The organism is Mycobacterium cookii, from assembly GCF_010727945.1.
Lineage (GTDB): Bacteria > Actinomycetota > Actinomycetes > Mycobacteriales > Mycobacteriaceae > Mycobacterium > Mycobacterium cookii.
The window spans coordinates 4,634,393-4,660,573 of record NZ_AP022569.1; the positions used below are offsets into that span (position 1 = coordinate 4,634,393).

At 66.1% G+C, this 26,181-nt stretch carries 21 protein-coding genes; 8 read left to right on the forward strand and 13 right to left on the reverse strand.

What is annotated here, in order from left to right:
• Positions 1 to 6 precede the first annotated feature (6 nt).
• Together G6N27_RS21785 and G6N27_RS21790 are read right to left on the reverse strand one after the other, a co-directional pair.
• Positions 7 to 741 carry a beta-phosphoglucomutase family hydrolase gene (locus G6N27_RS21785; protein WP_163780035.1) on the reverse strand — a complete coding sequence of 245 codons (735 nt, stop codon included), beginning with the start codon at positions 739 to 741 and terminating at the stop codon, positions 7 to 9.
• A gap of 121 nt (positions 742 to 862) precedes the next feature.
• Positions 863 to 1,474: a TetR/AcrR family transcriptional regulator gene (locus G6N27_RS21790; protein WP_163780037.1), complete on the reverse strand. Its 612-nt coding sequence runs from the start codon at positions 1,472 to 1,474 to the stop codon at positions 863 to 865.
• 127 nt (positions 1,475 to 1,601) lie between these two features.
• Between G6N27_RS21790 and guaA the strand changes: the two genes are divergently transcribed.
• The gene (guaA, locus tag G6N27_RS21795) at positions 1,602 to 3,155 is read left to right on the forward strand and encodes a glutamine-hydrolyzing GMP synthase (RefSeq protein WP_163780039.1); all 1,554 of its coding nucleotides are present in this window, start codon (positions 1,602 to 1,604) and stop codon (positions 3,153 to 3,155) included.
• 4 nt (positions 3,156 to 3,159) lie between these two features.
• Here the strand turns inward: guaA and G6N27_RS21800 are convergent, their stop codons facing one another.
• Positions 3,160 to 4,776 (reverse strand): hypothetical protein, encoded by a 1,617-nt coding sequence (locus tag G6N27_RS21800; RefSeq protein ID WP_163780041.1) that lies wholly within the window; start codon positions 4,774 to 4,776, stop codon positions 3,160 to 3,162.
• A gap of 321 nt (positions 4,777 to 5,097) precedes the next feature.
• Here G6N27_RS21800 and G6N27_RS21805 point away from each other — a divergent pair, with 321 nt between their 5' ends.
• Both G6N27_RS21805 and G6N27_RS21810 read left to right on the forward strand, forming a co-directional pair.
• Entirely contained in the window at positions 5,098 to 5,784 is a 687-nt protein-coding gene (locus G6N27_RS21805; RefSeq protein ID WP_163780043.1) for a hypothetical protein, read from the forward strand.
• A 32-nt stretch (positions 5,785 to 5,816) separates the two neighbouring features.
• The gene (locus tag G6N27_RS21810) at positions 5,817 to 7,364 is read left to right on the forward strand and encodes a DNA polymerase Y family protein (protein WP_163782137.1); all 1,548 of its coding nucleotides are present in this window, start codon (positions 5,817 to 5,819) and stop codon (positions 7,362 to 7,364) included.
• A gap of 13 nt (positions 7,365 to 7,377) precedes the next feature.
• Here the strand turns inward: G6N27_RS21810 and G6N27_RS21815 are convergent, their stop codons facing one another.
• The 7 genes from G6N27_RS21815 to G6N27_RS21845 are packed head-to-tail and all read right to left on the reverse strand — an operon-like array spanning position 7,378 to position 17,213.
• A complete protein-coding gene (locus tag G6N27_RS21815) occupies positions 7,378 to 8,421 on the reverse strand; it encodes a nucleoside hydrolase (protein ID WP_163780046.1) in 1,044 nt (347 codons plus the stop codon).
• Between the two features lie 21 nt (positions 8,422 to 8,442).
• Positions 8,443 to 10,404, reverse strand: coding sequence for a SpoIIE family protein phosphatase (locus G6N27_RS21820; RefSeq protein ID WP_163780047.1), 1,962 nt, complete (start codon positions 10,402 to 10,404; stop codon positions 8,443 to 8,445).
• Between the two features lie 41 nt (positions 10,405 to 10,445).
• Complete coding sequence (locus G6N27_RS21825) at positions 10,446 to 12,467, reverse strand: SDR family oxidoreductase (protein WP_163780050.1); 2,022 nt, start codon at positions 12,465 to 12,467, stop codon at positions 10,446 to 10,448.
• A gap of 32 nt (positions 12,468 to 12,499) precedes the next feature.
• Entirely contained in the window at positions 12,500 to 15,400 is a 2,901-nt protein-coding gene (locus G6N27_RS21830; protein WP_163780052.1) for an MMPL/RND family transporter, read from the reverse strand.
• Positions 15,397 to 15,843, reverse strand: a complete 447-nt coding sequence (locus G6N27_RS21835) for an MmpS family transport accessory protein (protein ID WP_197746513.1) — start codon at positions 15,841 to 15,843, stop codon at positions 15,397 to 15,399. Before G6N27_RS21835 ends, G6N27_RS21830 begins: the two co-directional genes overlap by 4 nt.
• Positions 15,840 to 16,484 carry a TetR/AcrR family transcriptional regulator gene (locus G6N27_RS21840; protein WP_372512945.1) on the reverse strand — a complete coding sequence of 215 codons (645 nt, stop codon included), beginning with the start codon at positions 16,482 to 16,484 and terminating at the stop codon, positions 15,840 to 15,842. Before G6N27_RS21840 ends, G6N27_RS21835 begins: the two co-directional genes overlap by 4 nt.
• A 24-nt stretch (positions 16,485 to 16,508) precedes the next feature.
• Positions 16,509 to 17,213: a histidine phosphatase family protein gene (locus G6N27_RS21845; RefSeq protein WP_163780056.1), complete on the reverse strand. Its 705-nt coding sequence runs from the start codon at positions 17,211 to 17,213 to the stop codon at positions 16,509 to 16,511.
• Positions 17,214 to 17,297: 84 nt separating this feature from the next.
• Between G6N27_RS21845 and G6N27_RS21850 the strand changes: the two genes are divergently transcribed.
• Positions 17,298 to 18,167, forward strand: a complete 870-nt coding sequence (locus G6N27_RS21850; protein ID WP_163780059.1) for a MaoC/PaaZ C-terminal domain-containing protein — start codon at positions 17,298 to 17,300, stop codon at positions 18,165 to 18,167.
• Positions 18,168 to 18,214: 47 nt separating this feature from the next.
• Positions 18,215 to 18,436, forward strand: a complete 222-nt coding sequence (locus G6N27_RS21855; RefSeq protein ID WP_163780061.1) for a hypothetical protein — start codon at positions 18,215 to 18,217, stop codon at positions 18,434 to 18,436.
• A gap of 3 nt (positions 18,437 to 18,439) precedes the next feature.
• On the opposite strand, the gene otsB is transcribed toward G6N27_RS21855, so the two are convergent.
• Together otsB and G6N27_RS21865 are read right to left on the reverse strand one after the other, a co-directional pair.
• Positions 18,440 to 19,567: a trehalose-phosphatase gene (gene otsB / locus G6N27_RS21860; protein ID WP_163780064.1), complete on the reverse strand. Its 1,128-nt coding sequence runs from the start codon at positions 19,565 to 19,567 to the stop codon at positions 18,440 to 18,442.
• Between the two features lie 60 nt (positions 19,568 to 19,627).
• Complete coding sequence (locus G6N27_RS21865; protein ID WP_163780066.1) at positions 19,628 to 21,022, reverse strand: WS/DGAT/MGAT family O-acyltransferase; 1,395 nt, start codon at positions 21,020 to 21,022, stop codon at positions 19,628 to 19,630.
• A 283-nt stretch (positions 21,023 to 21,305) separates the two neighbouring features.
• Between G6N27_RS21865 and G6N27_RS21870 the strand changes: the two genes are divergently transcribed.
• Together G6N27_RS21870 and G6N27_RS21875 are read left to right on the forward strand one after the other, a co-directional pair.
• Positions 21,306 to 21,746, forward strand: coding sequence for a nuclear transport factor 2 family protein (locus tag G6N27_RS21870; protein ID WP_163780068.1), 441 nt, complete (start codon positions 21,306 to 21,308; stop codon positions 21,744 to 21,746).
• Positions 21,747 to 21,778: 32 nt separating this feature from the next.
• Complete coding sequence (locus G6N27_RS21875; protein ID WP_179963318.1) at positions 21,779 to 25,060, forward strand: error-prone DNA polymerase; 3,282 nt, start codon at positions 21,779 to 21,781, stop codon at positions 25,058 to 25,060.
• A gap of 9 nt (positions 25,061 to 25,069) precedes the next feature.
• Here the strand turns inward: G6N27_RS21875 and G6N27_RS21880 are convergent, their stop codons facing one another.
• Entirely contained in the window at positions 25,070 to 25,486 is a 417-nt protein-coding gene (locus tag G6N27_RS21880; protein WP_163780070.1) for a TIGR03667 family PPOX class F420-dependent oxidoreductase, read from the reverse strand.
• Positions 25,487 to 25,509: 23 nt separating this feature from the next.
• On the opposite strand from G6N27_RS21880, the gene G6N27_RS21885 reads away from it, so the two are divergent.
• Positions 25,510 to 26,154 (forward strand): nitroreductase family protein, encoded by a 645-nt coding sequence (locus G6N27_RS21885; RefSeq protein ID WP_163780072.1) that lies wholly within the window; start codon positions 25,510 to 25,512, stop codon positions 26,152 to 26,154.
• Positions 26,155 to 26,181 lie beyond the last annotated feature (27 nt).

Genomic DNA, 26,181 nt, shown 5'->3' on the forward strand with positions numbered 1-26,181 from the left:
GGCACCCTACAACAGCTCGGCGAGGTCGGTCACCACGACATCGGCGCCGTGGCTGCGCAATTCGTCGGCCTGGCCGACACGGTCGACGCCGACGACGTAGCCGAAGTTGCCGGCTCGGCCGGCCTGGACCCCGGACAGCGCATCCTCGAACACGGCGGCCGCGGCGGGCTCCACCTTGAGCAGTTCGGCGCCACGCAGATAGGAGTCGGGCGCAGGCTTGCCCGCGATGTGTTCCTCGCGCAGGGTCACCCCGTCGACGCGCTGCTGGATGAATTTGTCGAGTCCGGTGATCTTCAGCACCTCACGGGTATTGGCGCTCGATGACACCACGGCGGTGGCCAGACCCGCGGCCGCGACCTTTTCCAGATAGCGCCGCGAACCGTCGAAAACCTTGACGCCGTCTTTGTGCAGCGTTTCCTGGAAGGCATCGTTCTTGCGGGTGCCCAATCCGTAGACGGTGTCCTTGTCGGGTCCGTCGTCGGGGTCACCGTCGGGCAGCTCGATGCCGCGGCTGGCCAAAAACGACCGGACGCCGTCTTCGCGCTTCTTGCCGTCGACGTATTTCAGGTAGTCCTTGTCCGCGTCGAACGGGACGAACTTCTCGCCGGTGCTCTGCGCGTGTTGTTCGAGAAATGCGTCGAACATGACCTTCCAGGCTTTGGTGTGGACACTTGCCGTATCGGTCAGCACACCGTCGAGATCGAACAGACAGGCGTGCACCGCATCGGGTAAACCGAGCACGTCGGACCCCCTTCGAGAATGACGTCGGTCGCGGGTAGTTACTACCTCACCATGACCGAACTCGGTTCGCCATCCGTTCGGGCCGACCGACTGTTTCCCAGCTGTTCGGTTCGCAGACCGGTCAGGTCGGTGGTCGGCCGGTGAACACGCTTTCGGCGAGCCTGAGCCAGGCCTCGCGGTACCGGTCGGCGCTGATGTTGCCGGGTGTCTGCTCGATCAGCATCCGCACGATGGGGAAGTAGGCGATCGATGCGAGCAGCAGCGCCGCGGAGGCTTCGGGATCCTCGACTTGTGATGCGCCGGCAGCCGTGGCGCCGCTGAGCGCCGCACCCATCCGGTCGTAGGCACTTGCCGTGACCGCCGACCACAGTTCCGCGCTGAAGCCCTCGATTGCCTCGGGCTCGCGGTACATCACCCGCAGCAGTTCGCTGTTCGTCTCGATGGTGTCCCAGATTCGCTCCGCAGCACGGCGCAGCGCCTCGCGGGTGTCGGCGGGTCGGGTCCGGTCATGCTCCTCGCGTGCGGCGATGATCCGGTCCACCTGGCGCTGCGTCGCTTCGCGCAACAGGGCGTTCTTGGACGGAAAGTGCTTGTAGAGGGCGCCGGACCCGGGCGACAGGCCGCAGGCCTGCTGGATCTCGGCGATCGATGTCGAGGCGTACCCCTGGCTCGAGAACAGTGCGATCGCCGCGTCCAACAGACGGTCGCGGGTGCTGCCGTCGCCGGGATTCATCAGCGAGAAACGTACCCCGGTTCTGCGGCAACGGCGCCGTCAGTGGTCGTATTTGTGCTTTCGATACGGCTATGTGGCGGCTGTCGTTGTCGGCGAACCGATGGTCGCGCGCCTCTAGACTGTGGCGGTGGAGTCAGCAACCCCCCGTCCGGTCCTGGTTGTCGATTACGGCGCGCAATACGCCCAGCTGATCGCCCGCAGGGTGCGGGAGGCGCGGGTGTTCTCCGAGGTGATCCCGCATACCGCGTCGGTCGACGAGATCAAGGCTCGCGATCCGCTGGCGGTGGTGCTGTCCGGTGGCCCGGCCAGTGTGTACGCCGAGGGTGCGCCGCAACTCGACCCGGCGTTGTTCGACCTGGGTGTGCCGGTGTTCGGCATCTGCTACGGCTTCCAGGCGATGGCGCAGGCGCTCGGTGGCGTCGTCGCGCACACCGGCACCAGTGAGTACGGCCGAACCGAGCTGAAAGTTGTTGGCGGTGAACTGCATTCGGACCTGCCCGATACTCAGCCGGTGTGGATGAGTCACGGCGACGCCGTCACATCGGCGCCGGATGGGTTCGAGGTCGTGGCCACCAGCGCCGGTGCCCCGGTGGCCGCCTTCGAGAACCGGGCCCGTCGACTGGCCGGCGTGCAGTATCACCCTGAGGTGTTGCACAGCCCGCACGGTCAGCAGGTGCTCGGCCGGTTCTTGCACGACTTCGCCGGTATCGGCCCGGATTGGACCCCCGCCGGCATCGCCGAGGCGCTGATCGAGCAGGTGCGTACGCAAGTCGGCGACGGGCACGCGATCTGCGGACTGTCCGGCGGGGTCGACTCGGCGGTGGCCGCGGCCCTGGTGCAGCGCGCCATCGGGGACCGGCTGACGTGTGTGTTCGTCGACCACGGTCTGCTGCGCGCCGGCGAACGTGCGCAGGTGCAGCGCGATTTCGTCGCCGCGACGGGAGCCAACCTGGTGACCGTCGACGCGGAGGCGACCTTCCTTGAGGCGCTGGCGGGGGTAACCAATCCCGAGGGCAAGCGCAAGATCATCGGACGGCAGTTCATCCGCGCTTTCGAAGGCGCCGTGCGAGATTCGTTGGAGAACAAGGACATCGAGTTCCTGGTGCAGGGGACTTTGTACCCCGACGTCGTCGAGTCCGGCGGTGGAACCGGTGCCGCGAACATCAAGAGCCACCACAATGTCGGTGGTTTGCCCGGCGACCTGAAGTTCACCCTTGTCGAGCCGTTGCGGCTGTTGTTCAAAGACGAGGTCCGCGCGGTCGGCCGGGAACTGGGTCTGCCGGAGGAAATCGTTGCGCGCCAACCATTTCCGGGACCGGGCTTGGGAATCCGGATCGTCGGCGAGGTCACCGCGGCGCGGCTGGACACGCTGCGCCGGGCCGATTCGATCGCTCGCGAGGAGCTGACCGCGGCGGGACTGGATCAGCTGATCTGGCAGTGTCCGGTGGTGTTGCTGGCCGACATCCGGTCAGTCGGTGTGCAGGGCGACGGTCGGACGTACGGCCATCCGATCGTCCTGCGGCCGGTGTCCAGCGAGGACGCGATGACCGCCGACTGGACGCGGGTGCCTTACGAGGTGCTGGAGCGCATCTCCACCCGGATCACCAATGAGGTCGCCGAGGTCAACCGGGTGGTGCTGGACGTCACCAGCAAGCCGCCCGGCACCATCGAGTGGGAATGACACCTCACATGACGGTCGACCCGGGCACGGGGTACGGCGGCTGGCTGGTCGGATTGTTAGGACACCAGGGGTTCTGCGGCACGCCCAGACAGGGGTCGGGCATACTCGGCTGCGGCGGCAGCGGCATCAGCTGGACCCCGCTCGGGCGCGGGTAGTTCGCGTACGAGGTGTTGTCCGGGCACGGGCCGAGAAACTCGGAATTGCAGGCGACTTGCAGGCTGAGGATGCTGATGAGCCCAGCGCCCGCGTCCGGTATCCCGCAGATGCTGTGAGGGAATAGCTGCAGAAAGGGCGGGGCACTCGTAACTCCTGCTCGGCCGAGCTGAAAGTGCTTGGCGTTGATCGCTTTTCCGGAGGGATCGACGTTGCCGTGCCAGCAATTCCCGGGATAGGCGAGGTTGGAGATCTCGGCGAGGTCGCTGTTGCTCTGGTTGCCGAAGAAGCCGTTGTGGCTCAACGTGTTGTTCTCGATCTCGTTGCCCCAGTCGTCGTAGTAGCAGAACGACAATCCCTTCAGGCCAACACCACCCTTGCAGTGGGCGATCGGTATCCACGCCTCGGTGTCGACCTCGGGAACCAGTAACACACCCCACGCGCCGTTGTCGTGAATGTCGTTGTCATAGACGGTGTCGTACCGGCCACCGACGATCAGGACGCCGACTCCCACGGGGACACCGCTGACTTCGGAGTTGGATGGCGTGTTGGGGTTGTTGTTGTCGTGCACCGAGTTATGCGTGACCAGCCAGCACGAATGGGTCCCGGTCGGACCGAGCTCGATGCCGGGGCAGTGGCCGGACTGGGGCGACGGTTGGTCGTCGTTGTTCTGGCTGTTGGTGACGATCCCGATGTAGTTGTGGTCGAACTCGGAGTTCTGAATGATCAAGTGGCCGCCGGAGTTGGTTCCCGAATATCCTTCGGCCGAATTCTGGGTGTGGGCGTGGTCGAGAATCGTGTTGCAGTTCGGGCAGCCGCCGATGTAGAACCCGGCGTCGCCCATGTTGTTGGCGTACACCTGCGTGAACAGCCCCGGCCCGAAGGTGTTGGAAGCGTAAATCCCGTACTGGGTGTTCTGGTTCTCGCCGCCGTAAAAGCTCGAGGTGGCCGACAGGTATGCGCCGCGCCAGCTTCCGATCTTCTGCATGCCAGTCGAACCGCCGCCGTCGAACCAGATCTGGTCGCCGGGGGTGAGGTCGCCCGAGAGGAAATTGCAGGCGGTCAGGTTCTCCACGCTGACACCGGAAGCCTTGAAGACGATCAGACCGTTTCGACCCGCCGGGACGCCGTTGGAATCGAGCGGGCCGAGGTTCTGGTCGCCCGGCGCCGAGCTGCATTGTGGCGCACCCGGTTTAGTGCCGTCGAGCACGACTCCGTTGCGGTCCATGCCGCGCAACCAGATGTTCGGCGTGGTCACCAGCACGGCGGCCCCTGCCTTCTCGTCGCCTGCGGCCCCGGGCGGAACGCGACTGCCGGTCTCGTGATAGTCGCCCGGCCCGATGAGCACCCAGTCCCCGGGACGGGCGGCATCGATCGCTGCCTGGATGCTCGAGTACTGCCCGGGAATCCCTTGATAGCTGCCGACGCGCAGGACCGCGGTAGGAGTCCACGGCGTCGCACGTGCCACGCAAACACCCCAAGCTACAAGTGCGCACACGACCCCTGCGACAAGGACGCGCCGCCATACGGTCGCGCGTGAAATCCAGTCACGAGAATCGTCCAGCGCCGGCATCCCGCTCCTCAATCTGCTTGAGGTGCGCCTCAGGCACTCAAGTCACGTCAACAACAGTGAGTGACCGCCGTCACATCAAGAACACGATCAGATAAAGGTTGAATTGAGTTTGCTGGCTCGAGTTCCGCTTGACCTTGTCGGTGGGTGGGTGTTGACTGATTCTATCGAACATACATTCGAACATCAGTAGTAACACCCGTACCGCAGGAGTAAGTGATGACGGCAGTCCTCGCCTCCGAGCAGCCGCAGTTCGACCGTGCTGAGCAGCTGAAACAGCTGCGCCGGCAGATGGCGGCGGTGTCTGGCAAGGTCGGCTCGTCTCGACGCGGCCACGCCCACGCTCCTACCCCCGTGGCTGACCTGCTGCCGGATTCGCAAGCCCGGCTCCCAGTTCCGCAGTTGCTGACGGAGTTGTTGCCAGATGCGTTGCCACGGGGGTCGGTTGCGGTGCTGTCCGGCGCCCGGTCGCTGCCGGTGAGCATGGTCGCGGCGGTGACAGCCGCTGGCGGGAACGCGGCCGTTGTCGGCCAACCGGATATCGGCTTGCTGGCCGCCGTGGAAATGGGAGCCGACCTGAGCCGGCTCGCGGTGATCCCGGACCCCGGGGCCGACCCGGTGGAAGTGGCGGCGGTGCTGATGGACGGGATGGATCTGATCGTGCTGGCGCTGGGCGGGCGCTCGGTGCCGCTGACACGGGCCCGGGCCGTGGTAGCCCGTGCCCACCAGAAAGGCTGCACGCTGCTGGTCACCGATGGCGACTGGCAGGGCGCGTCGATCCGGCTCACGGCTCGCGTCTGCGGTTACGAGACCACGACGCAAACGCCAGGGTTCGGGCGGATCAGCAAGGTTCGGCTCGAGGTGTGCGCCGAGGGCCGGGCGATCCGGCGGGCCCGGACGGGGTAGTCGTGGCGTCCCGGGTATTGGCGTTGTGGTGCATGGATTGGCCCGCGGTGGCCGCCGCGGCGGCCGCGGGTCTGCCAGCGACGGCCCCGGTCGCCGTCACGCTGGCCAACCGGGTGATCGCCTGTTCGTCGGCGGCCCGCGCGGTAGGTGTGCGGCGTGGGCTGCGGCGCCGCGAGGCGTCGGCCAGGTGTCCGCAATTGCATGTGGTGGCCGCCGATTCGGATCGCGATGCCCGCTACTTCGAAGGGGTTGTCGCGGCGGTGGACGATCTGGTGCCTCGCGCCGAGGTGTTGCGTCCTGGTCTGGTCGTGTTGCCGGTGCGCGGGGCGGCCCGCTTCTTCGGATCCGAGCAGCAGGCCGCCGAGCGGTTGACCGATGCGGTGGCCGCCGGCGGCGCCGAATGTCAGGTCGGGATAGCCGATCAGCTGTCCACCGCGGTTTTCGCCGCACGTGCAGGCCGTGTGGTGCAGCCGGGACAGGATGCGCGGTTTCTGTCGGCGCTGTCGATCCGGCAACTCGCCACCGAGCCCAGCCTGTCCGGCCCGGACCGCGCCGATCTGGCAGATCTGTTGTGGCGGATGGGAATTCGCACCATTGGACAGTTCGCGGCCCTGTCGCGCACCGATGTGGCTTCCCGGTTCGGTGCGGACGCGGTGAGCGCACACCGGTTCGCTCGCGGTGAGCCGGAACGCGGGCCGTCCGGGCGTGAACCACCGGACGAACTCGACGCCGTGCTGCCGTGCGATCCACCGATCGACCGGGTCGACGCCGCGGCATTTGCCGGACGTTCGCTGGCCGCCGCGCTGCACCAGATGTTGATGGCCGCCGGGGTGGGATGCACCCGGCTGGCTGTCCACGCCGTCACCGCCAATGGCGAAGAGCTGAACCGGGTTTGGCGATGCGCAGAACCGTTGACCGAGGATGCCACCGCCGACCGGGTGCGCTGGCAGTTGGACGGCTGGTTGAACACCCGCATTGTCGCGGATCGACCTACCGCGCCGGTGGTGCAGCTTCGACTGCAGGCGGTGGAGGTGGTGTCGGCGGGGGCGTTGCAGTTACCGCTGTGGGGTGGCCTCGGCGAAGAAGACCGGATGCGGGCCCGCCGCGCGCTGGTGCGGGTACAGGGTCTGCTCGGTCCAGAGGCGGTGCAGGTGCCGGTGTTGTCCGGCGGTCGCGGGCCGGCCGAACGGATCACGTTGACGCCGCTGGGCGACGAGCCGGTGCCGCGCGCCGACCCCGGTCTGCCCTGGCCCGGTCAACTGCCCGAGCCGTCACCAACGGTGCTGCTCGACGACCCGGTGGAACTGCTTGATGCTCAGGGTAATTCGATTCGAGTCACCAGCCGTGGGCTGTTCTCCGCCGATCCCGCACGGCTGACCTCCCGCGACCGCGACGACCGGCTGCGCTGGTGGGCCGGACCGTGGCCGGTCGACGAACGATGGTGGGATCCAGATGTGTCGGCGGGCCGTACGGCTCGGGCCCAGGTGTTGCTGCACGGTGGGCGTAGGTCTGATCCGGGTGCCGCGCTGCTGCTGTGCTACCGGCAAAGGAGGTGGTATCTGGAGGGAATCTACGAATAACAGCGTGTCGCGGTCACCCCAGCCGAGCGGCGAACGGCCCCACCCGCTCGATGAAGCGGTCGAAGAATCTGGTCGGGTCTGCCTGAACGGCGATCAGCGCGTTGGGTTTTCGGCCCCATCGTCCCGACCAGTCGGTGACGGTCATGCCGCGGGTCAGCATCCCGACCAGTTCGACGTCCACCGTCGCCTGCCGGGAGTCGACGAGCTGAGGGTCCAACGCAACCGCTGCGGCCAACGGATCGTGCAGATGTGCCAGAAAACCGTGGCCCAGATCGTGATAGGACTCCAGGTAGAACCGCGTCGCATCTTCGATCACCCGAATCAGCGGGTTGGACGCCGCCGACCGGGTTCCCCGCTGGTCCTCGGCGCTCAATGCGATGGTCGTCGAGTCGGCCGCGGCCGCCAGGTGGGCGAGGATGTCCGGTGTGATCGCGATCTTTCGGGTCACGTCCAGCCCGCACAAGATCGGAAGATGTTGCGGCGCAAACTCTCGCGCAGTTGCGGGGGACCAGGCGGCGAACACCTCGGCCGCCGCCTCGGGGTCGAATGCGATGTTCCACTCCGCCACCGGGTTGGTGTTGCCGCGGTAGTCGTACGCGCCGCCCATGATCACCAATCGGCGCAGCAGTGCCGGTAGCGCAGGCTCCTTGCGCAACGCCAGGGCCAGATTGGTCAGCGGCCCGGTGGCCAACCCGATCAGCTCACCGGGATGCTGATGCGCCGCCTTGACCCACGCTGTCGCCGCATCGTCGTCGCACAGCTGCCGATCGGTCGACGGCAGGTCGGCGTAGCCCAGGCCACGCGGCCCGTGGACTGCGCTGACGCCGGAAGCCGAGGAATTCAGCGGATGATCGGCGCCGCGGAACACCGGCACATCGTCGACGCGGCACAGGTCGAGCAGGCCAAGATTGTTCTCGCAGACCTGTTTCACCCCAACATTTCCACCGGTCGACGCGATGCCGACCAGTTCGGCGTCGGGGCTTGCCAGTAGGTAGATCAGCGCTATGGCGTCATCAACACCGGTGTCGACGTCGGCGAAAACTGGGGCGGCGGCCACTGCGAAGACGATACCCGCCGGCTAGTCGACGCGGTCGGCTGTGCTGTCGTCGGGCTCCGTCACAACTGGCAGGCCGACCAGCATCAAGACGTGGTGGGCCGGGCTGCCCGGTGGTGCAACCAGATCGAGTTCGGTGCCGCGCTGCCGCGAGCGCTCCAGCGCTTCGGCCAGCACCCGCAAGCCGGCCGACCCCATATGGGTCACCGATGACAGTTCGATCGTCAAAGGCACAGTACCCGAACGACTTTGGCGCGAGATCTGGGTATCCAGCGTCGGCGCGGCCGCGCTGTCGACATCTCCTCTGACCACCAGGCGTTCGTCGCCGACGACGCCGACGGAGAACTCCGGGGCGGTGACCTGTGCAGCGACGGGCGCAATGTTGGGCTCGGTGACGATGTGGGCAGGCCGACTCAGCTGATGTGTGATCGACGCGCGGGTGCCGTTGTCCCCACCGACGACGTGGCTGTCGGTGGCCAACGCATCCGCCAGCATCAGGCCGCGACCGCGCATGCCCGGGTCTGCCGACGGAGTCTTCCACTGGCCGCGGTCGGTCACCGAAGCGTGCACCATACCGCCGTCATCCAGGCTCGCCTCGACCTCGATGACGTCGGTGGCCGCCGAGCGGTAGCCGTGTTCGAAGGAGTTCTCGACGAACTCCGACACGATCTGCACGATGATCATGACGTCCAGGTCGTCGGCGCCGATGTCGGACAACCAGGCCCGCAGCGGGACGCGCACCTCTCGCGCTGCGTGCATGCCCGCATCGACGGTCAGGTGCAGCGACGGTGGCGGTGTACGTCGCTGCACCGCAAGCAAAGTCACGTCGTCGCTGTAGCCGGTGGTGCGCAGCATCAACTCCAGCGTCTGCGAGCACAAGCGCTGGACGGCACGCGTCGCGGTCTCGATCGGGAATGCGGAGCCCTCCAGGACGCGGGCCGCCACGTCGGCGAGCTCAGCGGTGCTGGCGGCCAGCGGCCGGCCCGGGCGCTCGACGATGCCGTCGGTGTACAGCAACACGGCGTCGCCCACCCCGAGCTGTTCGGTGGCGGTGGGGAAGCCGATTCCGCTGCCCAGCGGACCGGCGCCGGTCGGCTCGAGGAATCGCGGGACGCCGTCACTGATCAGCAGCGGAGGAGGGTGTCCCGCAGTGCAGTATTCGAAGGTCCCCTTGGCCGTGTCGAGCCGGGCGATGCACAGCGTCGCGGCTCTCGCCCCGGGCACGAATTTGCTGAATTCGTCCACCGCCGTGAGGCTTTCGCCGATACTTCGGCCGGACAGCAGGTGAACGCGGATCGCCGTCCGCAGTTGGGCCATCACCGCCGCCGCCTCGACACCGTGCCCGACGACGTCGCCCACCACGAGACACGTCGTCCCGGAATCGCCGGGCATCGCCTCGAACCAGTCGCCTCCCGCGCCGGTGTCCTGGGTGGCGACCAGGTACTCGGCCGCGATGTCGGCGCCCGGCAGCACCGGGACCGATGGCGAAAGCAGCGCTCGCTGAACCATGATCGCGAGATCGCGCACCTGCGTATAGCGTTCGGACAGCTCCGCCGCCCGGGCCTCGGCTGCCGTTCGCTCGTGCACCTGAGCGGTGGCGTCGGTGAGCATCACCTGGGTGCCTTCGACGGATCCGTCGGGAGCGGTGCGCGGACTGACGACGATGTCGCCAAAGATCTCCTGCATAGTTCCGGAATGGTCGACGTCGACTTGGAAACGCCACTCCCGACCCTGTTGAATCTCACCGGTGCGGTAGACGCGGTCGAGAATGTCGATCAGGTTCTGACCCTCGAACTCGGGAAACAACTCCCGCGCCGGAACTCCAAGTCTGACTGCCGGAAACGCGGCTCGCGTTGCGGCGTTTGCGGCCACGTACCGGTGTTCGGGACCCGCGAACGCGACGACGAAGCTCGGCAGGCTGTCGAACGCCCGCCGGACGACGTCGGCTTCGCCGATCGTGTTGTCCAAGTCCGCACCGTCGGGCACGGTTTTCAGGGTAACCCGAACTGGCCCTCGGACGCGGACTGCTACCAGTGCACCCCGGGCACCAGACGCGCGGCCCACTTGACCGGCCCGGGCACCCGGACACCGGCAACAACGGCGCGCGCCGGACGCTTCGGGCGACGTGACGATGGCTGCCCTGCAAGGACTTCCGGAGTTTCGGAAGTTCCCTCCCCCCGTGCGGCCGCCGAGTCCGGATAGCCGAGGAAGACCTGATGCAGGACTCGCCGCGACAGCTTGGGGACGAAATAGAGGCCGGCCTCCGACAGGGTGCCCAGCGGGGTGTCGATGCGCGCCGGCTTGTCGACCAACCCGCGCACCACCATCGCGGCCGCGTGCTCGGCGGTGATAGGCGGCACCGGGTTCAGCCGGCGCGACGGTTTGATCATCGGCGTGGCGACCAACGGCATGTGGATATTGGTGAACGTGATGTGGTCGGAAAGTGTCTCGGTGCCAACCACTTCGGAGAACGTGTCGAGTGCGGCCTTGGTGGGTAGATACGCACTGTATTTCGGGCTGCGAGCCTGCACGCCGGCGCTGGAGACGTTGACGACGTGACCGAACCGGCGCTCCTGCCAGTGCGGCAGCAGCGCCAGCACCATCCGCACCGCGCCGAAGTAGTTGACCGCCATCACCCGTTCGTAGTCGTGCAGTCGATCGGTCTGATTGACCACCGATCGGCGGATAGACCGCCCGGCGTTGTTGACCAGGTAGTCGACATGGTGGAAGCGGCCCAGGATGTCTTTGACGGTGTGTTCGACCGAACCGGAGTCGGTGACGTCGCAGGTGAAGGCGTAGGCCTGTCCGCCGTTGGCGCGAATCTCGCCGACCAGATCGTCGAGTGCGTCGCCGTTACGGGCCAGTGCGAACACCGTGGCGCCCCGTTCGGCGACCGCGACGGCCGACGCGCGCCCGATGCCGCTGGAGGCGCCGGTGATGATGACGTGCCGACCGACCAGCGGTCCTTCCGGGTCGTCGCGGCGGGCTCGGTCGGGGTCCAAGTGTTCGGCCCAGTACCGCCACAACGCCGGCGCGTAACTGCCGAAGTCCGGTACCGCAATCCCGCTGCCGCGCAACGCGTTCTGCGTCTGCTCGGAGATGAACGTGGGCGCCAGGTCGACGACGTCGAGAACTTCGCCCGGGATGCCCAGCTGGGTCGCGACCATGTTGCGCCACACCTTGGGTCGGCCGCGCACCTTGAGCACCGGTGTCGCCATCGAGCGGGGCAACGAACCGCGCAACGGCGGCAAGCCGGCCGGTCTGGCGATGCCACGGTAAATGCCGCGCAGCCCAATGGTTTTCGGAGAGGCCAGGTGGAATGTTTGGCCGTCCGAGGCGTCGGCGTGCATCAGGGCGACCAACGCGTCGGCGACGTAGTCGACCGGGACGATGTTGGTGCGCCCGGTGTCGGGCAGCATGATCGGCGTCAGACGGGGCAGCACCGCCAGCTTGGCCAGCACTCCGAAGAAGTAATACGGCCCGTCGATCTTGTCCATCTCGCCGGTGCGCGAATCGCCCACCACAACCGCCGGCCGGTAGATCCGGCGCCGAAGGCCGGGCGTCGAGCGGACCAGCTGCTCGGCTTCGAATTTCGTCTGGTGATACGGCGTCGGCAACTGCTGGCCGACATCGAAGTCGTCCTCGGTGAACTCGCCGTGGAAGTCGCCGGCCACCGCGATCGACGAGACGTGATGCAGCGTCGCATCCAGCCTCATCGCCAGGTCGACGACGGCGCGGGTGCCGTCCACGTTCGCCGCGCGCTGCTCGGACTCACCGGCGGTGATGTCGTAAATCGCCGCGCAATGCACCACATGGTCGACATCGCCCAGCTCGGCGATGGCCTCGTCGGTCAGCCCGAGGCCCGGCTCGGTCAGCTCGCCCACCAGCGGTTTCGCCCGCTCGCCCCATTGGCCGGCCAGTTCTTCGAAGCGGCCCAGCGACTGGCGGCGCACCAGAATCCACACTTCGGCGTCCGGCCGGGCGTCAAGAAGACGGGACACCACGCGGCGCCCAATAAACCCGGTACCGCCGGTAACGACATAACGCATGAGACACATGGTGCGCCCGGCGGCGCGGCACGTCAACGCTGTGTGACGTGATCGTTCATGTCGTCGGGGTCGTCCCACAGCAACAGCTGACGCACCGCGGGCCGCGATCCGTAGGGCTGCAGCATCTGACTTGCCGGCCGCGGGCGCACCCGCAGCGGCCACCAGAACCAGCGGCCGAGAAGGGTGGCGATGGTCGGCGTCATGAAGGAACGCACGATCAGGGTGTCGAACAGCAGGCCGAGGCCGATGGTGGTGCCGATCTGGCCGAGTACCTGAAGACCGCTGAACACGAATCCGCACATGGTCACGGCGAACACCACGCCGGCGGCGGTCACCACCGAACCGGAGCCGGCCATAGCGCGGATGATGCCGGTCTTGAGTCCCGCGTGGATTTCCTCTTTGAAGCGGGAGATCAGCAGCAGGTTGTAGTCGGACCCGACGGCCAACAGGATCATGACCGCCAAAGCCAATATGACCCAATACAATTTGATGCCCAGGAAGTACTGCCACACCAGCACCGACAGCCCGAACGATGCACCCAACGACAGCGCAACGGTACCCACGATCACGATCGCGGCGACCAGGCTACGGGTGATGATCATCATGATCAGCAGGATCAGGCTCAGCGAGGCGATGGTGACGATCAGCAGGTCGTAGCTCTCCATGTCGCCGATGTCTTTGTAGGTCGCCGCGGTACCGCCGAGGTAGAAACTCGAACCCGCCAACGGAGTGTTCTTCACCGCCTCGTGCGCGGCGAGCTTGATCGGCTCGACGTGGGAGATTGCCGCGGGCTCGGCCGGGTCGCCTTCGTGAGTGATGATCATGCGAGCGGCTTTGCCGTCGGGTGAAACAAAAAGTTTCAGACCACGTTTGAAGTCGGGGTTGCTGAACACTTCCGGCGGCAGGTAGAACAGGTCGTCGTTTTTGGCCTTGTCGAAGGCCTGCCCCAGCGCGGCCGGGTTGTCGTTCGCGGTGGCCGACTGATTCGCGATACCGGAGTTGGTGGCGAAGTTCTTCAACACCAGTTCCTGGTTGATTTCCTGGCTGGCGATCTGGGGTGGGATCAGCCCTACCAGCTGCGGCTGGATCGTGTCGAGCTTGTCCAGGCTGACCACCAGGTCTTCGAACTTCTCGGTGAGCTGATCGATACTGTCAAGTGCCTCAAAGGTATTGCGCAGGGCGAAGCACGCCGGGATGTCGTAGCAATGCTTATCCCAGTAGAAGTAACTGTGCAGCGGCCGGAAGAAGTCGTCGAAATTCGCGAGCTTGTCTCGCACCTCGGAAATGATCGCCAGGGTTTCGTGGAACTTCTGGGTCTCTTCGTGAGTGGCTCCGGCGAGCTGCTGTTGCAGGGCATATTGCTGATGCAGGATGCCGATCGTCTTGGTCAGCTCGGCGGATTGCCTCAAGAGGTCCTGCGCGCGGTCCATCTGATACTTGAGGTTCTGAACCTGGCCGATGCTTTGCTGGCTGATCTGGAATGCGATCGAGCTGTGGTCGAGCGGGGCCCCCAACGGCCGGGTGATCGACTGCACCTGAGCGATGCCGGGTATGTGCACGATGCCCTTGGCCACCTTGTCCAGCACCAGCATGTCGGCCGGATTCCGCAAGTCGTGGTCGGCCTCGATCATCAGCAGTTCGGGCTCCAGCCGGGAGCGCGGGAAGTGCCGCTCGGCAGCGGTGTATCCGACATTGGCCGCGGCAGAGGCAGGAATGTAGGGCCGGGTGTCGTAGCTGGTCTTGTAGCCGGGCAGGGCGAGCAGACCGATCAGCGCGACGGCGATCGAGACGACGAGAATCGGTGCGGGCCAACGGACAATGGCGGTGCCGATGCGACGCCAGCCGCGAGTCTGCAGCACTCGCTTGGGATCGAACAGGCCGAAATGACTGGCAAGCGTCAGAATGGCGGGGCCCAGCGTCAGCGAGGCGGCCAGGGCGACCAGGATTCCGATCGCCGCGGGCAGGCCCAGGCTCTGGAAGTAGGGCAGCCGGGTGAATCTGAGGCACGCGACCGCGCTGGCAACCGTCAGGCCCGAGCCCAAGACAACATGTGAGGTGCCGCGATACATGGAGTAGAACGCGTCTTCCCGCTCTTCGCCGGCGCCGCGGGCTTCGTGATATCGGCCGACGAAGAAGATCGCGTAGTCCGTTCCGGCGGCGATCACCAGCAATGTCAGCAGATTGGTGGCGTACGTCGACAGCGGGAGGATCCCGATACTGCCAAGGAAGGCAACGAATCCCCGCGCCGCAGCCATCTCGATCAGGACGGTGGCCAAGACCAGCAGCGTGGTGGAAAACGATCGATAGACGAAGAACAGCATCACGGCGATCACGCCGACGGTGATCGCGGTGACTTTGTTGGATCCCTTACTGCCCTCGGTGAATTGATCGGCGATCAGTGGGGCGGCGCCGGTGAGGTAGGCCTTGACGCCCGGCGGCGGCTGCATGTGGTCGATGGTGGCGCGGACCGCGTCGACGGACTCGTTGGACAACGCCTCGCCCTGAGCTCCATTCAGAAACAGCTGAACGTAGGCGGCCTTGCCGTCGCTGCTCTGGGATCCCGCTGCCGTCAGCGTGTCTCCCCAGAAGTCCTGGATGTGCTGAACGTGCTTCTTGTCCTGCTCCAGCTTGTGCACCATCGCGTCGTAGAACTTGTGGGCGTCGGCGCCCAGCGGCTTGTCGCCTTCCAGGACGATCATCGCCGAACTGTCGGTGTCGAACTCGTGGAACACCTTGCCGATGTGTTTGAACGCCTGATACGACGGCGCCTCGGGGGAGCTGAGGCCGACGTTGTGCAGCCTGCCGACCTCTTCTAGTTGCGGCACAAGGATATTCGGCACCGCGGCCAGCGCCAACCAGAACAACAGGATGGGCACCGCCAAGCGGTGAATGGTGTGCGGAACGACGGGACGCCGACTGCTGTGATTGCTCATCCGGACTTGTCCAGGCAGAAGGTGTAGGCGCTCACTTCGTTGACGGTCCTTTCGGCTTTGACGATGCCGTTCACGGTGATGCGGCAGCCCAGCGTGCTGCCGTTGCCTTGCGCAACCACGTTGGCGATCACCGCGGGATCGGTGGTGGTGATCGTGTAGGACCACGGCAATGGGACGTTGTCGACCCGTTGCGGCGCGGCATGGACGTCCTGGTAGTTGATCGTGGCCGTGGATCCGGGGGTGCCGAAGACCTCATAGATGACTTGCTTGGGGTTGAACGGAACGATCTCGTTGGAGGCCCCGCTGCCGCTTGAAGCGTCCTTTTTCGAGACGAACGCGTCGTGCAGTCGGTCCACCGCGAACCCCGCCAGCGCGACCACCGCGACGGCGACCAGGATCATCCACCGTCGCCGGATGAATTGGGTAAGCGAAATCCTCTTCACCCGTTGGCCTTTCGGTGTCGGGTAAGGCTCGGGATGGCCACCTCGTCGACCAGAGCTTCCACCGTGCGCTCGGTGAGTGGGCGGTTGGGCATGATCGACCGGAAGATCAGGTAGCCGGGTAACAGGTCCCAGAGTTCGTCGCCGATCGCGGCGGCATCGATCTCACCGCGCAGGACCGCGTCGCGCAGGATGTCCTGCATCAGGGCCTTCCGTTGATCCAGGAACTCGTGTTGCATCGCGTCACGAAGCGCGGGGTGACGTGATATCTCGACAAGCACGGCGCGGATGGTGCCGGCCTGCTCGGATGTCTGCCGGCTGATCGCGTGTCCCAGCTGCAGCAGATCGCCGCGCAGCGTACCGGTCTGAGGATGAACCGCGATCTGGCGGCAGCCCTCGATGAACGCCGCCAACACCAACTCGGCCTTCGACGGCCAGCGCCGGTACACGGTGGCCTTGCTCGCGCGTGCACTGGCCGCGACGGCATCCACCGTCAGCCGGTCGTACCCGTGCTCCTGGAGCAGCTGCAGCGTCACGGCCAGCAGCTCGGTTTCCCGCGGTGACCAGGGCGAAGACTCAACCCCCGGTCGGGCAGTCTCGGTCACAGCGACTAACGATAAGACAACAGCAGCAGTACTGTCCAGTACCGTACTGCCGCTGAGATGCGATCAGTAGCTGAAGTCGCGGATGCCGTCCCAGTCGACGAGTGTCCATCCCGTCGCCGGGCTGCCGTTGATCACCACCCGGCCGAGGTTGGGCAGCGGGTGGCTGGTCGCCAGGCTGTTCTTGGGGTTCTTCACGTTCATCAACGTCCAGTACATGATCGACTCGGAGTGTGAGAACGCCACCGGCCTGCTGCTCCCGCTGTCGTAGATCTTCTGCACGGCGGCGGTGAACCGGTCGTTGAACTGCACACCGTTGATCGAGCCGGGGACGGCGTCTTTCAAGTCGCCGTTCAGCCAATCCGCCGGTGCCAGCAGGTAAGTCAGGTCGGCCCGTTTGTTCGGGGTGTTGTTGTACTTGCCCGCGTCGATCTCGCGCAGCCCGGGCAGTATCTCGACCCGCTTGCCCAGCGCGTGTGCCAGCGGGGCCGCGGTCTCCTCGGTGCGGACCATGTCGGAGGCGTAGACGGCGTCGAAGTTGTTGCGGGACAGTTGGTGGGCAAGCTGTTCGGCCTGAGCCTGACCTTCCTCGGTGAGGCTCGGGCCGGGAACGTCGGTGTTGATGACGTGCGCGGCGTTGCTCTGCGACTCGGCGTGCCGGATGAAGGTCAGCGTGATGCTGCGTAGATGCGGTGATCCCGAGCAGGCACCGACGATGACGACGGCGGCGAGTGCGGCAACAGCCTTCCAGATGATGGTGCGAGAGCGCATAGCGATAGCCTGCCTTGTCAGCGGCTTCAGTGTGGCGGGTTTGCCACGGATAGCCGGGTGAATCGAATGCAGAGGAGGCCCGAAATGGCGATCGACCCGAAGGCCGTGGGCGCGACGACCGAACCGATGCTGTTCGAGTGGACCGACCGCGACACGCTGCTCTATGCGCTCGGTGTCGGCGCCGGTACCGAGGATTTGTCGTTCACCACCGAGAACAGCCACGGCATCGACCAGCAGGTGCTGCCGACGTATGCGGTGATCTGCTGCCCGGCGTTCGGTGCGGCCGGCAAGGTCGGTTCGTTCAATTGGGCCATGCTGCTGCACGGCTCGCAGGGCATCCGGCTGCACGCGCCGCTGCCTCCCGCCGGCAAGTTGTCGGTGGTCACCGAGGTGGCCGACATCCAGGACAAAGGCGAGGGCAAGAACGCGATCATCATGTTGCGCGGCCGCGGCACCGACCCGGACTCCGGAACGCTGGTCGCCGAAACCCTGACCACGCTGGTGATCCGCGGCGAGGGCGGGTTCGGCGGAGACCCCGGTCAGCGACCCGTCGCGCCCGAGATTCCGGACCGTGAGCCCGACGCGCGCGTCGCCCTGCCGACCCGCGAGGATCAGCCGTTGATCTACCGGCTCTCCGGTGACCGCAATCCGCTGCACAGCGACCCGTACTTCGCCAAGGAACTGGCCGGCTTTCCCCGCCCGATCATGCACGGGCTGTGCACCTACGGGTTCTCCGGTCGCGCACTGATCGCCGAGCTCGGCGACGGCGACGCCAGCGCCATCACCTCGATCGACGCCCGGTTCACCAAACCGGTCTTCCCCGGCGAGACGCTGACCACGCTGATCTGGCGCACCGAGCCCGGCAAGGCGGTATTCCAGACCGAGGCCGCCGGCCCAGACGGCAGTAACGCCCGGTTGGTACTCGAGGACGGCGCGGTGGAATACCGGGCCTAATTTGTTGCATCCGGTTTACCGGGGCCGTCGACGTGGCAGTCCCGGGCATGGCATTCAAACTCACGTATAGCGACGGGCAGTCCACCGACTACGACGACGGCACGCATTGGGAAGTCGAGAATGGCGTCGTCAAGCTGGGCCGCGAATCCGGGGAGTGGACTGTGCTGATCTCCCCGAGTCATTGGGCGACGCTGGAACTGGCGACGGGTGACGACAAGCACAAAGACCACAAAGACGACGACGACAAAGACAAAGACAAAGACGACTGACGATCAGCCGGTGAGCTGATCCGCGAGCCGCTCGGTGAATTCCCGCACCCGGTCGGGGTCGTCCAACGCGTAGCGGGCGGCGGTGGCGCGGTCGCCGTCGTCGCTGTGCCGCACCAGGATCCCGATTCCGTCGTCGAGCACCGCGTCGAACGCGTCCTCGTCGGTGATGTCGTCGCCGAGATAGATCGGCAGAAGTCGGCCGCCGCCATCCTCGCGCTGGATGTGATCGAGCACCCACCGCAGCGTTCTTCCCTTGTCCCAGTCCACATCCGGGCGAAGCTCGATCACCTCACGGCCGGTCGTGACGCGAAGCGCGGTGCGCTGTCCGGCGCGCCGCACCGCGGCGGCAACCTCCCCGACCCGGTCACGCGCAGCGTTGCGGTAGTGCACTGCGACGCCGAAGCGTTTGTGCTCGATCACCACGCCCGGGATGTCGCCGAGCAGATCGGACAGTTCATCCGCCGCCTCCGCCAGCACCGGGACACTCTGCGCCGCTTCGGGATTCTGATGGTGAGCGCCGTCGGGGCCGGTCAGCTCGAAACCATGACTGCCCGCGTACCAGATTCCGGGCAGACCGATCCGTTGCCGCACATCGGCCAGATCGCGCCCGGACAAGATCGCCACCGGGCACCGAGCGCTGAGCGCGGTCAGTGCCTCGGCAGCGCCGTCGGCGAGCCGGGCCGAATCAGGGTCATTGACGATCTCGGAGAGTGTGCCGTCGAAATCGAAGAACACCGCGGGCTGTTGTCCGTCCACCAGGCTCAGGGTTTCCAGCCCGTCGCGGAGCTCGGACATCCGCCGGTCGCCGGTGCGGACCACGATGTCGCGCAGGCCGTCGACCACCGCGTCGGCGCCGCGGCTGGTCAGCGCGCCGCCGTGCCCGGTCGGGTCGAGGCCGATCACCAGCGCGAATCCCGCGGAGCGTGCGGCCGTCACGCCGTCCTCGGTGCCGGTCACCACCGCGCACCGGCCCGGCCGCGCCGACAGCTTGTCCGCCGCCTCGATCAGGTCTGCGGCATCGCTGTGGGCGAAGCGGACACCGGCATCGCGCAGTCGTTCCGCGAGCGCGTCCGGATGATCGAGATCGAACAGCACCGCGTCGTGGCGGCGCGGGTCGATGGTGACCGACATTGCCCGCCTGCCTTCCCGGCCCGCGGTCGCGGCGCCGGTTGTCAGGCTAGTCGGTAGGCGTCAGACCGATTTCCGGTCGAACAGCAGGATGGAATCCTGGCTCAGCATGTCGAGGCGTGCCACGCCGATCTTGATTCCGTCGGCCAGCTCGTCGATGTCGGCTCCCGCGTCGTAGTCGGCGGTGATGCCGAACACCAGATCGTCGGCGTAGCTCATCACCGCGACGCCGGTGCGCAGCTGCAACGCGATCGGCGGAATCGGCAGCAGCCGCGCGACATTGCGACCCATCATCTGCAGCCGGCGGTGCGGACCCGGGACGTTGGTTGCCAACGTCACGATGCCCCGCTGTGGCAGACGAGTGAGGAATCGAATCATCCACGAGGACAACATGAAAGGGACGTAGCTGGTTGCGGTGACGGCGAAGTTTCCCGCCTGACGCTGACCGCCCTGCTTGGTTCGGGTCATCCGGCTGTGCACCATGCGCAACTGCTGGATCGGGTCGTCCTGCTCGACGGGAAGGTAGGGCAGCATGATCGACAGCCGGTTGCCCGGCTTGTCGAGTGCGTCGTGCGAACGTAGCGACACCGGAACGAGGGTGCGCAGCGAGTCCGGCCGCGGCTTTTCGCCGCGGTGCAGCAGCACGGACCGATAGCCCTCGGTGATCGCGGCCAGCGCGACATCGTTGACGGTCACGTCGAACTTGCGGCAGATCTGTTCGACGTCGGCCAGGGGAACCCGCACCGCGCGGTAGCGGCGCATCGCGGTGACCGGCCCTACCAGCGACGATCCCGCGGTCGGTCGGAGCAACCCGCCGGCGATCTCGGCGGCTCCGCTGACCGTCCGGCTTACCGTGCCGGTGATGCCGGTGGCGGTCCGCCACAGATTGGTCACCGGGTTGCTGCGCGGGTTGGTGTCCGGGACCGGCTTGAGGTGTGGGCGTCTGGCGGCGCGTGGGGCGGCGGCGGGCCGGGCGAACGCATCGCCGTCGATCTCGTCGCAGAGCCGGGTGAGGATCCGCGTCGCCGAGATGCCGTCGGCCATGCAGTGGTGGATCTTCATCAGGATTGCCCAGCGATTGCCCTTGAGGCCTTCGATGACCCAGCACTCCCAGAGCGGTCGATCCCGATCCAGCCGGCGCTCCAGCACGTCGGCGACCACCTGAAACAGCTCGCTGTCGCCGCCCGGGCGGGGGACGGCCACCCGGCGCACGTGGCGGCTGATGTCGAATCCCGGATCGTCGACCCACTGCGGCGCACCGACGTCGAAGGGCTGGGTGCGCAGCATCTTAGTACAGCGAGGTATCGCTTTAAACCGTTCGGCCAGAACAGATTTGAGCTTGTCGTAGTTGGGCGTCGAGCCTTCGATGATCGCGATTCCGCCGATCGCCAGACTGACGTTGCGGTCTGAATCCTCCGCCATGAGGAAGCCCGCGTCGAGCGTATTGAGTTGCTCCACGACTTATCACCGCCGTTTCACTGCTGGGGATAGTGGTCAAGTATTCGTGGTGACCACCGGTCAGAGGTGGCGTCGGGATTAATTCATGTAAACAACTGGGGTCGGTTGTGTGGCAACGCAGTTGGAAATCATGCAATGGTGTTACTCGCATGACGAACGGTTTCCATCGATGACGGCTTAGTCTGAGGATTTCTGAGAATCTCGCTGGGACAACGTCCTTGGGGCCATCGGACTTTTGAATGTGAGCGAATGTTGTTGTGCTGGAACGGGGAAGGAAGCAGCGATGAAAAACCCTATTGCGAACCTGGACGATTTCGCCGCGCTCGATCCGTTCTTCGAGATCATCGTGCAGGGCCTGGAAGGCTTTGTTGAGCCTGGCCACTTCTTCGATCTGATGGCCGAGGACGTTGTCACGGAGTATGTGATCACCGTGCCCGGATACCCGGCGAGGGTGGATGGTCGACAGGCGCTCGCCGAGCTCTACCGGCCGTATGGCAATGCGATCCATCTGGACCGCTGCTTCGACCTGTCCGTCTATCACGACCCGAACAGGGGAGTGGCTGTCCTTGAATATGCATCGGAAGGCCACACCGTCGACGGCAACCGTCCCTACGCCAACAGATTCATTTCGGTGATCACCGTGCGCGACCGGGAAATCGCGCACTGGCGCGACTACCTCAACCCGGTTGCCGTATTCAACGCCCTGGGGTGGCCCGACGACTGACCTATCGAACATATATTCGATAGACTGAGCCGGTGGGTTGGAGCAACGGGCCGCCGGGCTGGGCGGAGATGGAGCGGGTGCTGGCCGGGAAACCGCGCCGCTCCGGCACACCATCGGTGTGGGGTCCCGCGGATGAGGTCCCATGGTCGCCGAAGCGCGCGGCGTATCAGCCGCCGGACGACAGCCGGCCGGTCGGCTCGTCTGTCCCGTACGCCGAATTGCACGCGCATTCGGCGTACAGCTTTTTGGACGGCGCCAGTGCGCCGGAGGAACTGGTCGAGGAGGCGGCCCGGCTGGACCTGCGTGCCATCGCGCTGACCGACCACAACGGCCTCTACGGGGCGGTGCGGTTCGCCGAAGCGGCGGTGGAATTGAACATCAGCACGGTCTTCGGCGCCGAACTGTCGCTGGGGCCGGGTGCCCGGACCGACGATCCCGATCCGGCCGGCCCGCATCTGCTGGTGCTGGCTCGCGGCCCGGAAGGCTACCGGCGGCTGTCGCGGCAGCTGGCCGCGGCGCATCTGGCCGGCGGCGAGAAAGGCAAGCCGCGTTTCGACTTCGACGCGCTCACCGACGCCGCGGGCGGGCATTGGCACATCCTCACCGGTTGCCGCAAAGGTCATGTCCGTCGCGCGTTGGCCGCCGGTGGACCGGACGCGGCGTTGGCGGCGCTGGCCGACCTGGTGGACCGGTTCGGCTCCGATCGGGTCAGCGTCGAGCTGACCCACCACGGCTGCCCGCTCGACGACGAGGTCAACTCTGAATTAGCGCTACTGGCACCACGATTCGGGCTGAGCAGTGTCGCGACCACCGGCGCGCATTTCGCCGCGCCGTCGCGGCGCCGACTGGCGATGGCGATGGGGGCGATACGTGCCAGGCAGTCGCTGGACGAGGCCGCCGGCTGGCTGGCCCCACTGGGCGGTTCGCATCTGCGGTCCGGTGACGAGATGGCGCGGCTGTTCGCGCAGCGTCCCGACGTGGTGACCGCCGCGGCCGATCTCGGCGAGCAGTGCGCATTCGGGCTGTCGCTCATCGCCCCGCAGTTGCCGCCGTTTGACGTCCCAGTCGGGCATACCGAAGACAGCTGGCTGCGCGAACTGGCGATGGCGGGGGCCCAGCGCCGTTACGGCCCACGGGCTCACGCGCGGCAGGCGTACACCCAGATCGAGCGCGAGTTGAACATCATTGAGCAGCTGCGATTTCCGGGATATTTCCTGGTGGTCTACGACATCACCCGTTTCTGCCGGGAAAACGACATCCTGTGTCAGGGCAGGGGATCGGCGGCCAACTCGGCGGTCTGTTACGCCCTCGGCGTCACCGCGGTCGATCCGATCGCCAACGAGTTGCTGTTCGAGCGTTTCCTGTCACCGGTCCGCGATGGGCCGCCCGACATCGACATCGACATCGAGTCGGATCAGCGGGAAAAGGTCATCCAGTACGTCTACGACAAATACGGCCGCGACTACGCGGCTCAAGTGGCCAACGTGATCACCTACCGGGCGCGGATCGCCGTCCGCGATATGGCTCGTGCCCTGGGTTTCTCTCAGGGCCAGCAGGACGCGTGGAGCAAGCAGATCAGCAACTGGGGCGCACAACCGTCCGACATCGACGACGTTCCCGAGCAGGTGGTCGACCTGGCCAACCAGATCCAGAACCTGCCCCGGCACATGGGCATCCATTCCGGCGGCATGGTGATCTGCGACCGCCCGATCGCCGACGTCTGCCCGGTGGAATGGGCCCGCATGGAAAACCGCAGCGTGCTGCAGTGGGACAAAGACGATTGCGCGGCAATCGGTTTGGTCAAATTCGATCTGCTCGGGCTGGGCATGCTGTCGGCGTTGCACTACGCCATCGACCTGGTGGCCGAGCACAAAGGCATCGAGGTCGATTTGGCCGCGCTGGACCTGTCCGAACCGGCGGTGTATGAGATGTTGCAGCGCGCCGATTCCGTCGGGGTGTTCCAGGTGGAGTCGCGAGCGCAGATGGCCACCTTGCCCAGGCTCAAGCCCCGGGTGTTCTACGACCTGGTGGTCGAGGTCGCGTTGATCCGCCCCGGCCCCATTCAGGGCGGCTCGGTGCACCCGTACATCCGGCGGCGCAACGGCCTCGACCCGGTCGTCTACGACCATCCGTCGATGGAGCCGGCGTTACGGAAGACGTTGGGAGTGCCGCTGTTTCAGGAACAGCTGATGCAGCTCGCGGTGGACTGCGCCGGCTTCTCCGGCGCCGAGGCCGATCAACTGCGGCGTGCGATGGGATCCAAACGGTCGACCGAACGCATGCGGCAGTTGCGCGGACGGTTTTACGACGGCATGCGCCGGATGCACGGCGCCCATGACGACGTGATCGACTTGGTCTACGAAAAGCTGGAAGCATTCGCCAATTTCGGTTTCCCGGAAAGCCATTCGCTGAGTTTCGCGTCGCTGGTCTTCTATTCGTCGTGGTTCAAGCTGCACCATCCGGCGGCGTTCTGCGCGGCGCTGCTGCGTGCGCAGCCGATGGGTTTCTATTCGCCGCAGTCGCTGGTGGCCGATGCCCGCCGGCACGGCGTGACGGTACACGGCCCTTGCGTCGCGGCCAGCCTGACCCACGCCACGTTGGAGAATGCCGGCACCGAGGTTCGGCTGGGGCTGGGCGCCGTTCGCCATATCGGCGACGACCTGGCAGACAAGCTGATCGAAGAACGAGAAGCCAACGGGCCCTTCGCTTCACTGCTGGATTTGACCTGTCGCCTGCAGCTGTCCGTGCCGCAGACCGAAGCGCTGGCCACCGCGGGTGCGCTGCGTTGCTTCGACATGTCCCGGCGGGAGGCGTTATGGGCGGCCGGCGCGGCCGCCACCCAGCGGCCGGACCGCTTGCCGGGCGTGGGCTCGTCGTCGCACATCCCGTCGTTGCCGGGGATGAGCGAGGTGGAACTGGCCGCGGCCGACGTGTGGGCCACCGGCGTCTCCCCGGACAGTTACCCGACGCAGTTCCTGCGATCGGATCTCGACGCGATGGGAGTGATCCCCGCGAACGCGTTGCTGTCGGTGCCTGACGGCGAGCGGGTGCTGATCGCCGGGGCGGTCACGCACCGGCAGCGGCCGGGTACCGCTCGGGGCGTGACGTTCGTCAATCTCGAGGACGAGACCGGGATGGTCAACGTGCTCTGCACACCTGGAGTGTGGGCACGGCACCGCAAGGTGGCGCAGACGTCGTCGGCGCTGCTGATCCGTGGTCAGGTCCAAAACGCCAGTGGCGCAATCACTGTCATGGCGGAGCGGATAGCCAAGCTCACGTTGACGATCGGATCGAAGTCCCGTGACTTCCGGTGAGCCTCCGTGCTATGCGCCCGGCGTCGTCCAGACCTTGGTCGGGGTGATCGCCAACCGGGTGCTGAACGCATCCATCGAGATCCCCTCGGTCGATTCCAACTCCTTGGCCTGTTCGCCGTACTTCGCCCAGTAGGGAGCGTCGTCGCGGCAATTCACGTCGGTCGCGTCGATCGCCGCGGTGCCGCCGATCACGATGATGCCGGCGCCGTTACCGTCCGAATCCAGGTTCAGGCTGACTTCAGGGTGCGCCTTGATGTGGGCGACCTTGGCGGCCTGTGGCATGGAGTACACGGTCAGCTTGGCGCCGTCGAAGTAGAACCAGACCAGCCGGGGGACCGGTTGACCCGACTTGGCGACGGTGGTCAACCATCCAAAGTTGTCCGACTCGAGCCTGCCGACTACCTCTTGCGGGAATTCGATGCTCATAGCTGCGAATGTAGCCTCCAAGCATGACCCTGAATTTGTCCGTCGACGAAGTCCTCACCACAACCCGATCGGTCCGCAAGCGTCTCGACTTCGACAAGTCGGTGTCCCGCGACCTGCTGATGGAGTGTCTCGATTTGGCGCTGCAGGCGCCCACCGGATCCAATTCGCAGGGCTGGCAATGGGTTTTCGTCGAGGACGCCGACAAGAAGAAGGCGATCGGTGACGTCTACCTGGCCAACGCCCGCGCCTACCTGAGCTCGCCCTCGCCCGAGTACGGCGAGGGTGACACCCGGGGCGAACGAATGGGCGCGGTCAGAGACTCGGCGACCTATCTCGCCGAGCACATGCACGAAGCCCCTGTCCTGATGATCCCGTGCATCGAAGGGCGCGAGGACAAGCAACCACTGGGCGGGGTGTCCTTCTGGGCGTCGCTGTTCCCGGCGGTCTGGAGTTACTGCCTGGCGCTGCGTTCGCGCGGGCTGGGCTCGTGCTGGACGACACTGCACCTGATCCGCGGCGGCGAGGAGAAGGTCGCCGACATAGTGGGGATTCCCTACGAGAAGTACAGCCAGGGTGGGCTGTTCCCGATCGCCTACACCAAAGGCACCGCCTTCAAGCCCGCCAAGCGGCTGCCCGCGGCGGACCTCACGCACTGGAACGCCTGGTAACTACCTCCTCAGAACGCTGCGCATTCC

Bases quoted from the DNA above. Each gene is read 5' to 3' on its own strand.
- G6N27_RS21790 (WP_163780037.1), bottom strand. From the start codon at position 1,474: ATGAATCCCGGCGACGGCAGCACCCGCGACCGTCTGTTGGACGCGGCG.
- G6N27_RS21805 (WP_163780043.1), top strand. From the start codon at position 5,098: ATGACGGCAGTCCTCGCCTCCGAGCAGCCGCAGTTCGACCGTGCTGAG.
- G6N27_RS21810 (WP_163782137.1), top strand. From the start codon at position 5,817: ATGGATTGGCCCGCGGTGGCCGCCGCGGCGGCCGCGGGTCTGCCAGCG.
- G6N27_RS21825 (WP_163780050.1), bottom strand. From the start codon at position 12,467: ATGCGTTATGTCGTTACCGGCGGTACCGGGTTTATTGGGCGCCGCGTG.
- G6N27_RS21830 (WP_163780052.1), bottom strand. From the start codon at position 15,400: ATGAGCAATCACAGCAGTCGGCGTCCCGTCGTTCCGCACACCATTCAC.
- G6N27_RS21845 (WP_163780056.1), bottom strand. From the start codon at position 17,213: ATGCGCTCTCGCACCATCATCTGGAAGGCTGTTGCCGCACTCGCCGCC.
- G6N27_RS21850 (WP_163780059.1), top strand. From the start codon at position 17,298: ATGGCGATCGACCCGAAGGCCGTGGGCGCGACGACCGAACCGATGCTG.
- G6N27_RS21855 (WP_163780061.1), top strand. From the start codon at position 18,215: ATGGCATTCAAACTCACGTATAGCGACGGGCAGTCCACCGACTACGAC.
- otsB (WP_163780064.1), bottom strand. From the start codon at position 19,567: ATGTCGGTCACCATCGACCCGCGCCGCCACGACGCGGTGCTGTTCGAT.
- G6N27_RS21870 (WP_163780068.1), top strand. From the start codon at position 21,306: ATGAAAAACCCTATTGCGAACCTGGACGATTTCGCCGCGCTCGATCCG.
- G6N27_RS21880 (WP_163780070.1), bottom strand. From the start codon at position 25,486: ATGAGCATCGAATTCCCGCAAGAGGTAGTCGGCAGGCTCGAGTCGGAC.
- G6N27_RS21885 (WP_163780072.1), top strand. From the start codon at position 25,510: ATGACCCTGAATTTGTCCGTCGACGAAGTCCTCACCACAACCCGATCG.